Genomic DNA, 13046 nt, shown 5'->3' with positions numbered 1-13046 from the left:
GAGCGGGTGAGCAGTGCAACGAACGGCACCGAGCCGAAGCGGCGCGGGCGGCGCCCCAGCGGCGAGGACACCAGAGCCGCGCTGCTGGCGGCTGCGCGCGAGGTGTTCACCGAGCAGGGCTACGACGCGGCCACGGTGCGCGCCATCGCGGCGCACGCCGGGGTCGACCCGGCGATGGTCAACCACTGGTTCGGCAGCAAGGCCGGGCTGTTCTCCGCGGCGGTGCAGATCCCGATCAACCCGGACGACGTGGTGCCGGATCTGCTGGCCGGGGACCGCGAGGGGCTCGCCGAACGGCTGCTGCGCATGTTCCTGGCGGTGTGGGACAACGCCGAGGGCGGCCAGTTCGCGGCCCTGGTGCGCAGCATCGCCTCCAACGAGAGCGCGGTGTCGATGCTGCGCGACTTCATCCAGAACGTCATGTTCAACCAACTGGTCAAGGTGCTCGGGGTGGATCGCCCGGAGCTGCGCGCCTCGCTGGCCGGATCCCAGATCGTCGGCCTGGGCATGGCCCGCTACGTGGTCCACCTGGAACCCCTGGCCTCGGCCGACCACGACACGGTCGTCGCCGCGATCGGCCCCAACCTCCAGCGCTACCTCACCGGAGACCTCGGCCCCACCGACCACTGACCCGGACCCCACCGCCGTTACCACGATCCGTCCCCACCGTCCACTCAGAACCACAGTTTCAATTGAAACTGCAGATCCCACCCACGGCGGATCACAGTTTCAATTGAAACTGCGGACCCACGGCGTGTCGGGACCCGGCGTGTCGGGGGACCGAACTGCGGACACACCGGCGTGCCGACACGCCGACGCATGTGGACAGGTGGCCCTGGTTGTGGAGGAGTTCCGCAAATTCAATGGAAATTGGATGTCCAATTTCCATTGAATTTGCGTCCAGCTCGGAGCCAGGACGTGGGAGGGACGGCTTGACGCAGGTACGGGTGAGGGTGCCGGTCAGGGTTCTGGGGTGAGGAGGGTGTCCGCGTCGAAGCAGGTCCGGTCTCCGGTGTGGCAGGCCGCTCCCTCCTGGTCGACGACCAGGAGGATCGTGTCCCCGTCGCAGTCCAGGCGGACTTCGTGGACCTGCTGGGTGTGGCCGGAGGTCTCGCCCTTGACCCAGTACTGCCGGCGGCTCCGGGAGTAGTAGGTGGCTCGGCGGGTGGTGAGGGTGCGGTGCAGCGCCTCGTCGTCCATCCACGCCATCATCAGCACCTCGCCGGTGCCGCGCTGCTGCGCGATCGCCGGGACCAGTCCTTCGGCGTTGCGCTTGAGGCGAGTCGCGATCGCCGCGTCCAGACCGCTCATCGAACAGTGATCCCTTCCGCCCGCATGGCGTCCTTGACCTCGCCGATCCGCAGCTGTCCGAAGTGGAACACGCTGGCGGCCAGCACCGCGTCCGCTCCCGCGTGCACCGCGGGCGCGAAGTGCTCGACCGCTCCCGCGCCGCCGCTGGCGATCAGCGGAACGTCCACGACCGCCCGCACCGCGCGGATCATCTCCAGGTCGAACCCGGCCTTGGTGCCGTCGGCGTCCATCGAGTTCAGCAGGATCTCGCCGACGCCCAGCTGCTGGCCCTTCGCCGCCCACTCGACCGCGCAGATCCCGGTGCCGCGCCGACCGCCGTGCGTCGTGACCTCGTAGCCCGACGCCGTCGGCTGCCCGCCCTCGGGCACCCGCCGCGCGTCCACCGACAGCACCACGCACTGGGCGCCGAAGCGCTGCGAGGCCTCGCTGAGCAGTTCGGGACGGGCGATCGCCGCGGTGTTCAGGCTGACCTTGTCCGCGCCGGCGCGCAGCAGGCGGTTGATGTCCTCGGTGCTGCGCACGCCGCCACCGACGGTCAGCGGGATGAACACCTGCTCGGCGGTCTGGCGGACCACGTCGAAGGTGGTCTCGCGGTCACCGGAGGAAGCCGTGACGTCCAGGAAGGTCAGCTCGTCGGCACCTTCGGCGTCGTAAGCCCGGGCGAGCTCGACGGGGTCGCCCGCGTCCCGGAGATCGGTGAAGTTGACACCTTTGACGACCCGCCCCTGATCGACGTCCAAGCAGGGGATCACACGCACCGCAACGGCCATGCCCCCAGGGTAGAGACACGGCCGCGCGGCACTCGTCGTCAGGGGTGCATCCGCGCTCCCTTGAGGACCTTGTCCACCCCGTTGCGCGGCCCGTAGACGGCGATCCCGACCAGGTCGAGCGCGTCGGTGCCCACCGCGCGCACGGCGGCGCGGTTGTCCCGGTCGTTGCCCGTGCTGAACAGGTCAGCGGTGAACACCGCGATGCGCATGGAGCGGGACAGCGCCCGGGCGTGGGCGGTGGTCAGCAGCTCCTTCGTGCCTTCGAAGACCAGCACGGGCTGGCGGAACATCGGCAGGTACTCGACGTCGTCGGCGTCCGCGTACGGCTCGCCGATCACCTCGGGTTCCGCCGTGCCGAGCCCGCTGACCAGGAAGGCCGTCACGTTCAGCCGCTGCCACGGTTCGAGGTCTTCGCGCAGCAGGACGGCGATCTTGTCGTCGAAGCGGATCGGGGCAGGCGATGTTTCCATGCCCCGAGACTGCTCCGTGCGCCCCGCCGCCGTCTTGTACGTTCTTTGCATGGCGCACCAGCAGGAGATCTCTGCTTGGCGCCCTTCGGTTCCGGGCGTCACGGAGGTCTTGCACGCCCACCTCACCGAGCACTCGTACCCGATGCACGTCCACGACGCGTGGACGCTGCTGATCGTCGACGACGGCGCGGTCCGCTACGACCTGGACCGCCACGAGCGCGGCACCCCGGACGGCACCGTCAGCCTGCTGCCGCCGCAGGTGCCGCACAACGGCTCGCCCGCCACCCCGAACGGCTTCCGCAAGCGCGTGCTCTACCTCGACACGACGCAGCTGGACGAGAGCTTCATCGGCGCGGCCGTCGACGACCCGGACTTCACCGATCCCCTGCTGCGCAAGAGCATCGGGCAGCTGCACGCCGCGCTGGCCAACCCGGGGGACGAGTTCGAGGCGGAGAGCCGGCTCGCCCTCATCAGCCAGCGCCTGCGCCAGCACCTGCGGCCGAAGCTCGCAGTCGTCACCGCGTCCGACCGCGGGATCGCCGGAGACCTGCGCGACGTGCTCGATTCACGGCTGCTGGAAGGAACCACGCTGGCCGAGACGGCGCAGCTGCTCCACGCCCATCCCGCGCACCTCGTGCGGGCCTTCAGCACGGCGTTCGGCATCGCGCCGCACCAGTACGTGACGTCGCGGCGGGTCGACCTCGCCCGCCGGATGCTCCTCGAAGGACGGCCGCCCGGCGAAGTGGCGACCGAGGCGGGGTTCTACGACCAGTCCCACCTCACCCGCCACTTCAAGCGGATCCTGGGCATCACGCCGGGCCGGTACGCCCGCCGCGCGGTCAGCGGACGGCGGCCAGCGCCTCTTCGAGGGTGAAGTTCTGGGCGTAGAGCGCCTTTCCGACGATCGAGCCCTCGAGGCCGACCGGAGCGAGCTTCGACAGCTCCACCAGGTCGTCCACACTGGACACACCGCCGGAGGCGATCACCGGGGCGTCGGTGCGGGAGCAGACCTCGCGCAGCAGCTCGGTGTTCGGCCCCTGCAGGGTGCCGTCCTTGCTCACGTCGGTGACCACGTAGCGGCGGCAGCCGGCCGCGTCCAGGCGCGCCAGCACCTCCCAGAGGTCGCCGCCGTCCTTGGTCCAGCCGCGGGCGGCCAGCCGGTGGCCCTGCTCGGTGATCCGCACGTCCAGGCCGACCGCGACCTGCTCGCCGTACTCGGCGACCACGCGGTCCGCCCACTCCGGGTTCTCCAGCGCGGCGGTGCCGAGGTTGACCCGCGCGCAGCCGGTGGCCAGCGCGGCTTCCAGCGAGGCGTCGTCGCGGATGCCGCCGGACAGCTCCACCTGCACGTCGAGCTCGCCGGTCACCCGGGCCAGCAGCTCGCGGTTCGAGCCGCGGCCGAACGCGGCGTCCAGGTCGACCAGATGGATCCACTCCGCCCCCGCGCGCTGCCACGTCAGCGCGGCCTCCAACGGGTCACCGTAGGAGGTCTCGGAACCGGCGGCGCCCTGCACGAGGCGGACTGCCTGCCCGTCGGCAACGTCAACTGCGGGAAGCAAGGTGAAGCTCACGGCCCCAACCCTACTGGCAGTGCCGCGACCACCCGCGACCCAGCCCGGCTCAACGCGTCAGCGGCGGGAGCGCTCCGCGTAGAGGACCGCGGTCACCGGGATCGCGAGCACGATCAGGACCAGCAGCAGGACCGCCCAGACGGAGAAGCCCGCCTGGATCAGGTAGGGGGCTCCCATGCCGGAGATCAGGCCGATGGCCAGCACGAGCGCGATCAGCCGGATCGTGCGCTGGCTCATCATGCCGTGTCGGCGAGTCACAGGGTGCCCAGCCAGTTGCGCAGCAGTCGGGCGCCCGCCTCACCGGACTTCTCCGGGTGGAACTGGGTCGCCATCAGCGGGCCGTTCTCCACCGCGGCGACGAACCGCTCGCCGTGCTCCGCCCAGGTCACCAGGGGCGGCGCGATCGAGTCCGACGGATCCAGCTCCCAGCGGCGCACGCCGTAGGAGTGCACGAAGTAGAAGCGGGTGCCCGGCTCGATCCCGGCGAACAGCGCGCTGCCCTCCGGGGCGTCGACCTCGTTCCAGCCCATGTGCGGCAGGACGTCGGCCTGCAGCCGCTCGACGGTGCCCGGCCACTGGCCGCAGCCGTTGGCCTGCATGCCGTGCTCGACGCCCTCGTCGAAGAGCACCTGCATGCCCACGCAGATGCCCAGCACCGGGCGGTCGCCGGCCAACCGGTGGTCGATGATCTTGTCGCCGCCGACCTCCAGCAGGCCTTCCATGCAGGCCGCGAACGCCCCGACGCCGGGGACCACCAGGCCGTCGGCCTCCATCGCGGCACGATGGTCGGCGGTCACCTCGACGTCGGCGCCGACGCGCTGCAGCGCGCGTTCAGCGGAGCGGAGGTTGCCTGATCCGTAGTCCAAGATGACGACTCGTGCCACGGACCCAGGCTACCGGCGCACGTCGCGGGCCTTCAGCGGGCCGCTCCGTCCAGGAAGTCGCGGATGGACGCGGCGATCGCGGTCGGCCCCAAGCCGTGCGCGGCCTCGTGCTCCTCGGCGGTTCCGTACGCGCGGAGCTCCTGGTCGCGGCGGACCCCCAGGGCCAGCGACCTGTGCGGGATGTCGGCCAGCGCGTCGTTGACCTCGTGCGTCGAGGTGCCGCGCAGGTACGGCTCCACCAGCACGACGTCGGGGGTCGCGGCGTGCACCGCCGCGCGGAGTCCGGCGGCGTCGAACGGCCGGATGGTGGCCGCGTACAGCACGGTCACGTCCAGCGCGGCGGTGGCGGTCAGCACCGGGTCGAGCATCGGTCCGACGGCCAGCACCACTCCCCGGCTTCCGCTGCGCACCGTCCGCCAGCCCGGGCCGGTCACCAGCGGTTCGGCGTTGACCCGCTCGGAAAGCCGCAGGTAGACGGGGTCGTCGCCGGGCAGCGCCGAGCGCAGCAGCGCGTCGACCTCGGCCGGGTGGCCGGGGACGTGCACGGCCCAGCCGGGCAGCGTGTCGATCAGCGCGACGTCGCCGGGCGCCATGTGCGTGCGCCCCGCCGTCGGGTAGTCGTACGAGGCGCCGGTGCTGACCACGATCGCTCCGACGCCTTGGTGGCTGAGGTCGAGCTTGAGCTGTTCGAAGGGGCGTTCCACCACGAACGGCGTGATCGAGTGGACCACCGGCCGCAGTCCGGTCAGCGCCAGCCCGCCGGCCACACCGACCATGGCCTGCTCGCGGATGCCGACGTTGAGCACGCGGCGCGGGTGCTGCTGCGCGACTTCGGTGAGGCGGTCCGCGGAGATCTCCGCGAGCACGACGGCCACCCGCGGATCGGTGTCGAGGGCTTCGGTGATGGTCTGCACGAACTGGTCGCGCATGGTGGCGGCGATCGTCGGGGCGGTCATCACAGCTCCTTGGGTTCGACTTCGGCGACCACCGCGAGCGGGCGGTCCGGGTGGGTGCCGGTGAGGGCGCGGCGGATTTCGTCGTGGTCGCGGCCGTTGACGGTGCGCGCGGCCCAGCCCTCGCGGGCGAAGCGGTCGGCGATGCCGCCGGGCCAGCCGGTGCTGGAGGAGCTGTTGTCCACCACCACGGTGGTCAGCTGCTCCAGTCCCCACCGCCCGGCGACCTGGATGGCCTCGTGGTTGCTGCCCTCGTCGAGTTCGGCGTCGCCGACGAGGACGACGACCCGCGGCCGGTCGTGCCCTTGGGCGCGCAGGCCCAGCGTGACGCCGAGCCCGAGCGGGAGGCCGTGCCCGAGGGAACCGCTGCCGATCTCCACGCCGGGAGCCAGCACGCGGTCGGGGTGGAAGCCGAGCCTGGAGTCGAACTCACCGAAGCGGGGCAGCTCGGCGGGGTCCAGGAAGCCCTTGGCCGCCAGCACCGCGTAGAAGGCCATCGGGCCGTGGCCCTTGGACAGCAGGAATCGGTCGCGTTCGGGATCGTCGAGGCGCTGCGGGTCGACCGACAGGACCTGGTCGTAGAGCACCCACAGCACGTCGAGCGTGGAGGTCGCGGCGGCCGAGTGCTTCTCGTCGCCGGTCATCGCGCTCATCAGCGGCCGGAGGTCGGCGTAGCCGTACGTCGTGGTGATCGTCATGCAGCCAGGGTGGAACTTCGAGCGAACTGGAGGTCAAGGCCCGATTTCCGGAAAAACCTCGAGCAAGCTCGAAGTGTTGTGGGTTAGCCTGGCGGACGTGTCGAAGCTTCCGAAACTGCTGACCATCGGCGAGGTCTCCCACCGGAGCGGAGTCGCGCAGACCGCCCTGCGCTTCTACGAGGACCGCGGGTTGATCTCCAGCACCCGGACCACCGGCAACCAACGCCGCTACGACCGGTCGGTGCTGCGCCGGCTGGCGTTCATCCGCTCCGCGCAACGCGTCGGGCTGAGCCTGGAGCAGATCTCCGAAGCGCTCGCCACGCTGCCCGAGGACCACGCGCCGACCAAGGCGGACTGGGCGCGGCTGTCCCGGCGGTGGCGCGACGAGCTGGACGCCCGGATCGACGGGTTGCAGCGGCTCCGCGACCGGCTGACCGGCTGCATCGGGTGCGGCTGCCTGTCGCTGCGGACGTGCACCTTGCACAACGCCGACGACAAGCTCGCGGAGCTCGGACCGGGGGCCCCGCTCCTGCGGCCGACTGCGGACCGCACGTGAGCACTTTGGGGCGCTGTAGCACCCCAAAGTACGCACGTGCCACAGGCAGCCGGAACGCTCAGGCTTCGCCGGTCCAGCGGTAGGTCATCTCCGGGCGGCCGACTCCGCCGTAGTGGGGGCGGCGTTCCGCCATGCCGTTGTTCACCAGGTATTCGAGGTAGCGGCGGGCCGTCACCCGGGAGACCCCGGCGACTTCGCCCACCGTGCCCGCCGGGGCGCCTTCCGGGGCCGCGCGGAGCGCTGAGACCACCGACGCCAGGGTTTCGTCGCCCATGCCCTTCGGGAGGGCTGCGCGGTCCACCCCTCGGAGGGTCGCGAAGGCCCGGTCGATCTCGGCCTGGCCGCTGACCTCCCGGTCGTGGCCGAGGCTCGCCCGGAACCGGGCGTAGTGCTCCAGCTTTTCCCGCATTCCGGCGAAGGTGAACGGTTTCAGCAGGTACTGGACCACCCCGCTGGAGACCGCGGCGCGCACCACCTTCAGCTCGCGGGCCGAGGTCACCGCGATCACGTCCGCGGTGCTGCCCGCGGTGCGCAGTCCTCGCGCCACCTGCAGGCCGTCCATGTCGGGCAGGCGCAGGTCGAGCAGGACCAGGTCGACGGGGGTGCGTTCGACGAAGCGCAGCGCCGCCTGCCCGGTGCGGACCCGGCCGGCCACCTCGAAGCCGTCGATGCGGTTGACGTAGGCCTCGTGGGCCTCGCCGACCAGCGGGTCGTCCTCCACCACCAGAACCGAGATCACCGCGCCACGTCCGATCCGCTCGGCAGCCGCACGGTGAACACCGCGCCTCCGTCGTCGGTCACCTCGATGCTGCCGCGGTGGCGGCGCACGCTCTGCCCGACCAGCGCGAGCCCGAGGCCGCGGCCGGACTCCTTCGTGGACCAGCCGCGTTCGAAGAGCCGCTGCGCGCTTTCCGGATCCACGCCCGGCCCGTTGTCGGCGACCCGGATCAGCACACCGTCCGAAGTGGATCGAACGGTCACCGCCACGCGGGGCTGCGGGCGCTCCGCCACGGCTTCCACCGCGTTGTCGATCAGGTTGCCGAGGATCGTCACCAGGTCCCGCGAGTCGACGTGCGCCAGGTCGACGTCGTCGATCTCGGTGTCGTCGGTGAGCACGACCTCCACCCCGCGCTCCCCCGCTTCCGCGCTCTTGCCCAGCAGCACCGCGGCCAGCACGGGTTCCCCGATCGCCCCGACGACGCGGTCGGTGAGCCGCTGGGCGAGCTCCAGCTCGGCGGTGGCGAAGGCGACGGCCTCGTCCGCGCGGTCGAGTTCGATCAGCGACACCACGGCGTGCAGGCGGTTGGCCGATTCGTGGGCCTGCGAGCGCAGCGTTTCGGCGAAGCCGCGCACCGAGTCCAGCTCCCCGCTCAGCGCCTGCAGCTCGGTGTGGTCCCGGAGGGTGACGACGGTGCCCAGATCGCGGCCGCCGCTGCGGATCTGCGAGATGTTGACCAGCAGCACCCGCTCGTCGGTCAGGTGCACCTCGTCGCGCACCACCCGCCCCGCGCCGAGGGTTTCGACGAGCGATTCCGGCAGCTCCAGCTCGGACACCTCCCGGCCTTCGACCGCGGCCGGGTCCAGGCCGAGCAGCAGCCCGGCCCCGTCGTTGCACAACGTCACCCGGCCGGTCGGGGCGATCAGCAGCAGTCCTTCGCGCACCGCGTGCAGGATCGCGTCGTGGTACTCGTACAGGCGGCTGAGCTCGGCGGGGCGCAGGCCGTGGGTGTGGCGGCGCAACCGGGCGCTGACCAGGTACGTCAGCAGCCCGCCGACCAGCAGCGCACCGGCGGCGACCAGCACCAGCCAGGTGACCCGCTTCTCCAGCTCCAGGGAGATCGTCTGCACCGTGATGCCGTCGGAGACCAGTCCGACCAGCCGGCGCGCGTCGTCGTAGACCGGCACCACGGCCCGGACCGAGAACCCGAGCGTGCCGGGGAAGATCTCGGTGAACACCTGCCCGGCGACGGCCTGCTCGATGTGGCCGAGGAACGGCTGGCCGATCTGCGTCGGGTCGGGGTGGGTGTAGCGGATGCCCTGCGGGGACATGATCGTGATGAAGTCGACCCCGGTGTCGGCGCGGACCCGTTCCGCCAGGGGCTGCAGGGTCGCGGTCGGGTTCGGCTCGACCAGCCCGCGCCGCACGTCCGGCTGCGCGGCCAGGGTGCGGGCCACCGCCACGACCTTGTCGCGGGCCGCGTCCTCGTTGCGCTGCCGCGCGTCGTACCAGGCGAGTGCTGTTCCGGCGAGAACCACGACGGCCACGACGACGACCTGGAGCACGAACAGCTGTCCGGCGAGGCTCCACTGCGGTCGGACGCGGCCGAACCAGTTGCGCGCATCGGCAGTAGGCATGACTGACCCGTGGACGAATGGAGGTGTGACTCCAGGAGGCTACACCACGCTCGACCTGCGAAAATCCCGCACGAGTCCTTTTAGGACATGGGACGCCGGGCGAAGGCCGGAGCGTGCTCGGGGCGGATGCCGACGCCGCCGAGGTAGCCAGTCAGCCCGCGCATGAACGGCAGGCGCCTCAGAAGCCTCAGCAGCACCGGGAGTTTGTTCTCGTCGAGCGTGCCTTCCAGCGCGGGGCGCAGCAGCATCTCGTGCTCGCCCTTCTGCGACTGCTGGGCCACGATCACCGGCAGCGTCCGCCGCCGTTGGACCTTCGCCAGCACGTCGGTGGTCACCTGCCCGCGCCGCAGTGGCCCGGCCAGGATCCGCGCCGCGGCGACGGCGTCCTGGACCGCGATGTTGACCCCGACGCCGCCGACCGGCGACATCGCGTGCGCGGCGTCGCCGATGCACAGCACTCCGTCGCGGTACCAGCGCCGCAGCCGGTTCATCTCGACCTCCAGCAGCTTCACGTCGTCCCACGAGCGCACCGACTCGAGCTGCCCGTCCGACCAGCCGAACAGCTCGGCCAACCGCTTCCGGAAGACCGAGATGTCCTGCGCGCGAAGGGTTTCGTCGCTGCCCTTCGCGATGAGGTAGGCGGTCTGGTAGTAGTCGCCGCGGTCCATGGTGACCGACGCCTGACCGCCGCCGAAGTGGCCGAACACCTCGCCGTCGGTGGCGTCGTCGGCTTTGGCCACGCGCAGCTGCCAGACGTCCATCGGCACCTCGAAGCCGATCGGCCGCAGCCCTGCCTCGCGGCGCACCACCGACCAGCGCCCGTCGCAACCGACGGTCAGCGGCGCCTCGATCTCGCGCTCCGCCCCGTCCACGTCTCGGTAGTGCACGCCGGTGACGCGTCCCGCCTCGGTGCGCAGACCGGTCACCTCGCTGCACATCCGCAGTTCGAAGGACGGTTCCTCGGCGGCGGCCGCGGCCAGCAGGTCGAGGAAGTCCCACTGCGGCACCATCGCGATGTGCCGGTGCCGGCCGCGCAGCCACCGGAAGTCGGCCATCACCACGGTCGTCCCGCCGACCTGGATCCGCATCTGCTGCAGGTGCCCGGCCGGGATCCGGGCGAACCGCTCCCCCAGCCCCAGCTCGTCGAGCAGCCGCAGCGTCGACGGGTGCACGGTGTCGCCGCGGAAGTCCCGCAGGAAGTCGCGGTGCTTCTCCAGCACCGTCACCTGGACGCCGGCGCGGGCGAGCAGCAAGCCGAGCATCATCCCGGCCGGTCCGCCGCCGACCACGCAGCACTGGGTTCGATCCATGACCACCACGCTAGCAGAAACTTAGAGTGAGACTAATTTTATAGGCGATGTAGAATCAGCGGCCATGAGTGAGCAGCTCGGACTTCGGGAGCGCAAGAAGCGGCGCACCAAGCAGGCCCTGGTCGAAGCAGCGCTCCGACTGTTCGACGCCAAGGGCTACGACAGCACCACCGTCGCCGAGATCGCGGCGACCGCCGAGGTCTCCCCCGCGACGTTCTTCAACTACTTCGCGACCAAGGACGAAGTCGTCTTCGCCGACGACGCGATCTACGGCGAACTGCTGCAGCAGGCCTTCGCCGACCGCGCCGCAGGCGAATCCCCGGAAGACCTGCTGCTGCGCACCATCGACCGGCTCAGCACGGCGGAGTCCTGGAGCTTCCCGCTCGACCACGAGCTCACCCGCGTCCGCGCCCGCCTGATCGCCGAAGTCCCGGCCCTGCGCGCGGGCGCGCTGCTGCGCAACGCATCCCTGCAGCAGCAGCTCGCGCACGGCCTGCGCGAGGCCTACCCCGACGACCTCGACGAGCTGACCGCCGCAGCGCTCACCGGCGCGCTGCTCGGCGCGATCGATGCCGCCATGCACGCCGAGATCGCGGGCACGACCTCCGACGTCGTGCGCAGGGCCGCCGGGATCGCGCTGCGCGGTCGTGCGAATCCGGATGGCGCATCACATTTGTGAACACAATGAACACAAGCGTGACGACAGCGTTGCCGGGCGCAGATAGTCTCTCCCGGCCGCGCCGTGACCTGGGCCACGGGCGGCCTCGAGTATGACCCGGCTCGCCCAGGTAGGAGCGCAACAGTGGCAAGCAATGATGCTGCGGCACCACGTCGCCGGGACCGGACGCACTACCTCTACATCGCGGTGATCGTCGCCGTGCTGGCCGGTATCGCCGTCGGGTTCCTGGCCCCCGGCCTCGGCAAGGCCCTCAAGCCGCTGGGCACCGGCTTCGTCGACCTGATCAAGATGATGATCTCGCCGGTCATCTTCTGCACCATCGTGCTCGGCGTCGGCGGTGTCCGGCAGGCCGCGAAGGTCGGCAAGGTCGGCGGTCTCGCCCTCGGCTACTTCATGATCATGTCGGTGGTCGCCCTGATCATCGGCCTCGCGGTCGGCAACGTGCTGCACCCCGGTGAGGGCCTGCAGATCACCGACGCGATGCGCGGCCAGGGCGCCGAGCAGGCCGGTGAGGAAGCGCAGAGCACCACGGACTTCCTGCTCGGGATCATCCCGAAGACCCTGGTGTCCTCGCTGACCGAGGGCCAGGTCCTGCAGACTCTGCTGGTCGCGCTGCTGGCCGGGTTCGCGCTGCAGGCGCTGGGCGACAAGGGCACCCCGGTCCTGCGCGGCATCGAGCACGTCCAGCGCCTGGTGTTCAAGATGCTGGCGATGGTGATGTGGGCGGCCCCGATCGGCGCGTTCGGCGCGATCGCGGCGGTGGTCGGCGCGACCGGCGTGGCGGCGCTCAAGGGCCTGGCCATCATCATGGTCGGCTTCTACACGACCTGCCTGCTGTTCATCTTCCTGGTCCTGGGACCGATCCTGTGGATGTTCGCGCGGGTCAACATCTTCTCGCTGCTGCGCTACCTGGGCCGCGAGTTCCTGCTGATCGTGTCCACCTCGTCGTCGGAGGCGGCGCTGCCGCGGCTGATCGCGAAGATGGAGCACCTCGGCGTGAGCAAGCCGGTCGTGGGCATCACGGTGCCGACGGGCTACTCGTTCAACCTCGACGGCACCATGATCTACCTGACGATGGCGTCGCTGTTCATCGCCAGCGCCCTGGGCGACCCGCTGTCGCTGGGCGAGCAGGTGGCCCTGCTGCTGTTCATGATGGTCGCCTCGAAGGGCGCGGCCGGTGTCAGCGGCGCGGGTCTGGCGACCCTGGCCGGCGGTCTGCAGTCGCACCGCCCGGAACTGCTGGACGGCGTCGGCTTGATCGTGGGCATCGACCGCTTCATGTCCGAGGCCCGAGCCCTGACCAACTTCGCGGGCAACGCGGTGGCCACGGTCCTCATCGGCTCCTGGACCAAGGAGCTCGACCGCGACCAGATGAAGCAGGTCTTCGCGGGCGACCTCCCGTTCAACGAGCAGTCCTTCGTCGACGACGACGGCAAGCCGTCCACTGAGGACGAAACCGAGAAGGTCGCGGCCAAGAGCTGACCCGACA

General features: G+C 70.8%; 16 protein-coding genes. 5 read left to right on the top strand and 11 right to left on the bottom strand.

Annotated elements, in window-relative coordinates:
- Positions 1-6 precede the first annotated feature (6 nt).
- Complete coding sequence (locus tag OU415_RS03705; RefSeq protein WP_270947088.1) at positions 7-630, top strand: TetR/AcrR family transcriptional regulator; 624 nt, start codon at positions 7-9, stop codon at positions 628-630.
- Between the two features lie 330 nt (positions 631-960).
- On the opposite strand, the gene hisI is transcribed toward OU415_RS03705, so the two are convergent.
- Genes hisI through OU415_RS03690 form a run of 3 tightly spaced genes read right to left on the bottom strand, consistent with a single transcriptional unit; the run spans position 961 to position 2551 of the window.
- Positions 961-1311, bottom strand: coding sequence for a phosphoribosyl-AMP cyclohydrolase (gene hisI, locus OU415_RS03700; RefSeq protein ID WP_270947087.1), 351 nt, complete (start codon positions 1309-1311; stop codon positions 961-963).
- Positions 1308-2081 carry an imidazole glycerol phosphate synthase subunit HisF gene (hisF, locus tag OU415_RS03695; RefSeq protein ID WP_270947086.1) on the bottom strand — a complete coding sequence of 258 codons (774 nt, stop codon included), beginning with the start codon at positions 2079-2081 and terminating at the stop codon, positions 1308-1310. The genes hisI and hisF overlap by 4 nt, the downstream gene beginning before the upstream one ends.
- Before the next feature lie 38 nt (positions 2082-2119).
- Entirely contained in the window at positions 2120-2551 is a 432-nt protein-coding gene (locus OU415_RS03690) for a DUF2000 domain-containing protein (protein WP_270947085.1), read from the bottom strand.
- A gap of 49 nt (positions 2552-2600) precedes the next feature.
- Here OU415_RS03690 and OU415_RS03685 point away from each other — a divergent pair, with 49 nt between their 5' ends.
- Positions 2601-3425, top strand: a complete 825-nt coding sequence (locus OU415_RS03685) for a helix-turn-helix domain-containing protein (protein ID WP_270947084.1) — start codon at positions 2601-2603, stop codon at positions 3423-3425.
- On the opposite strand, the gene priA is transcribed toward OU415_RS03685, so the two are convergent.
- The 5 genes from priA to OU415_RS03660 are packed head-to-tail and all read right to left on the bottom strand — an operon-like array spanning position 3391 to position 6657.
- Positions 3391-4122: a bifunctional 1-(5-phosphoribosyl)-5-((5-phosphoribosylamino)methylideneamino)imidazole-4-carboxamide isomerase/phosphoribosylanthranilate isomerase PriA gene (gene priA, locus OU415_RS03680; RefSeq protein WP_270947083.1), complete on the bottom strand. Its 732-nt coding sequence runs from the start codon at positions 4120-4122 to the stop codon at positions 3391-3393. The genes OU415_RS03685 and priA overlap by 35 nt on opposite strands.
- 57 nt (positions 4123-4179) lie before the next feature.
- Entirely contained in the window at positions 4180-4359 is a 180-nt protein-coding gene (locus OU415_RS03675; protein ID WP_270947082.1) for a hypothetical protein, read from the bottom strand.
- A 17-nt stretch (positions 4360-4376) separates the two neighbouring features.
- The gene (gene hisH, locus OU415_RS03670; RefSeq protein WP_270947081.1) at positions 4377-5006 is read right to left on the bottom strand and encodes an imidazole glycerol phosphate synthase subunit HisH; all 630 of its coding nucleotides are present in this window, start codon (positions 5004-5006) and stop codon (positions 4377-4379) included.
- 32 nt (positions 5007-5038) lie between these two features.
- A complete protein-coding gene (locus OU415_RS03665) occupies positions 5039-5962 on the bottom strand; it encodes a transketolase family protein (protein ID WP_270947080.1) in 924 nt (307 codons plus the stop codon).
- Positions 5962-6657 carry a thiamine pyrophosphate-dependent enzyme gene (locus OU415_RS03660; protein ID WP_270947079.1) on the bottom strand — a complete coding sequence of 232 codons (696 nt, stop codon included), beginning with the start codon at positions 6655-6657 and terminating at the stop codon, positions 5962-5964. The genes OU415_RS03665 and OU415_RS03660 overlap by 1 nt, the downstream gene beginning before the upstream one ends.
- A gap of 97 nt (positions 6658-6754) precedes the next feature.
- On the opposite strand from OU415_RS03660, the gene soxR reads away from it, so the two are divergent.
- A complete protein-coding gene (gene soxR, locus OU415_RS03655) occupies positions 6755-7213 on the top strand; it encodes a redox-sensitive transcriptional activator SoxR (protein WP_270947078.1) in 459 nt (152 codons plus the stop codon).
- A 58-nt stretch (positions 7214-7271) separates the two neighbouring features.
- On the opposite strand, the gene OU415_RS03650 is transcribed toward soxR, so the two are convergent.
- The 3 genes from OU415_RS03650 to OU415_RS03640 form a co-directional block, all read right to left on the bottom strand.
- Positions 7272-7952, bottom strand: coding sequence for a response regulator (locus OU415_RS03650; protein ID WP_270947077.1), 681 nt, complete (start codon positions 7950-7952; stop codon positions 7272-7274).
- Positions 7949-9568, bottom strand: coding sequence for an ATP-binding protein (locus OU415_RS03645; protein ID WP_270947076.1), 1620 nt, complete (start codon positions 9566-9568; stop codon positions 7949-7951). The genes OU415_RS03650 and OU415_RS03645 overlap by 4 nt, the downstream gene beginning before the upstream one ends.
- An 80-nt stretch (positions 9569-9648) precedes the next feature.
- Positions 9649-10878 carry an FAD-dependent oxidoreductase gene (locus OU415_RS03640; protein ID WP_270947075.1) on the bottom strand — a complete coding sequence of 410 codons (1230 nt, stop codon included), beginning with the start codon at positions 10876-10878 and terminating at the stop codon, positions 9649-9651.
- A gap of 64 nt (positions 10879-10942) precedes the next feature.
- On the opposite strand from OU415_RS03640, the gene OU415_RS03635 reads away from it, so the two are divergent.
- Both OU415_RS03635 and OU415_RS03630 read left to right on the top strand, forming a co-directional pair.
- Positions 10943-11557 carry a TetR/AcrR family transcriptional regulator gene (locus tag OU415_RS03635; protein WP_270947074.1) on the top strand — a complete coding sequence of 205 codons (615 nt, stop codon included), beginning with the start codon at positions 10943-10945 and terminating at the stop codon, positions 11555-11557.
- 123 nt (positions 11558-11680) lie between these two features.
- Positions 11681-13039, top strand: coding sequence for a cation:dicarboxylate symporter family transporter (locus OU415_RS03630; protein ID WP_270947073.1), 1359 nt, complete (start codon positions 11681-11683; stop codon positions 13037-13039).
- Positions 13040-13046: the final 7 nt, after the last annotated feature.

This window comes from Saccharopolyspora oryzae, assembly GCF_027853915.1.
GTDB classification, from domain to species: Bacteria; Actinomycetota; Actinomycetes; order Mycobacteriales; family Pseudonocardiaceae; genus Saccharopolyspora; species Saccharopolyspora oryzae.
Note: the sequence above shows the minus strand (reverse complement) of the source record. Positions and strands in the feature narration are given on the sequence as shown.

Excerpts from the sequence above, each read along its gene's own strand:
- OU415_RS03675 (WP_270947082.1), bottom strand. The coding sequence starts at position 4,359 with ATGAGCCAGCGCACGATCCGGCTGATCGCGCTCGTGCTGGCCATCGGC.
- OU415_RS03640 (WP_270947075.1), bottom strand. The coding sequence starts at position 10,878 with ATGGATCGAACCCAGTGCTGCGTGGTCGGCGGCGGACCGGCCGGGATG.
- OU415_RS03665 (WP_270947080.1), bottom strand. The coding sequence starts at position 5,962 with ATGACCGCCCCGACGATCGCCGCCACCATGCGCGACCAGTTCGTGCAG.
- OU415_RS03635 (WP_270947074.1), top strand. The coding sequence starts at position 10,943 with ATGAGTGAGCAGCTCGGACTTCGGGAGCGCAAGAAGCGGCGCACCAAG.
- hisI (WP_270947087.1), bottom strand. The coding sequence starts at position 1,311 with ATGAGCGGTCTGGACGCGGCGATCGCGACTCGCCTCAAGCGCAACGCC.
- OU415_RS03645 (WP_270947076.1), bottom strand. The coding sequence starts at position 9,568 with ATGCCTACTGCCGATGCGCGCAACTGGTTCGGCCGCGTCCGACCGCAG.
- OU415_RS03660 (WP_270947079.1), bottom strand. The coding sequence starts at position 6,657 with ATGACGATCACCACGACGTACGGCTACGCCGACCTCCGGCCGCTGATG.
- OU415_RS03690 (WP_270947085.1), bottom strand. The coding sequence starts at position 2,551 with ATGGAAACATCGCCTGCCCCGATCCGCTTCGACGACAAGATCGCCGTC.
- hisF (WP_270947086.1), bottom strand. The coding sequence starts at position 2,081 with ATGGCCGTTGCGGTGCGTGTGATCCCCTGCTTGGACGTCGATCAGGGG.
- OU415_RS03685 (WP_270947084.1), top strand. The coding sequence starts at position 2,601 with ATGGCGCACCAGCAGGAGATCTCTGCTTGGCGCCCTTCGGTTCCGGGC.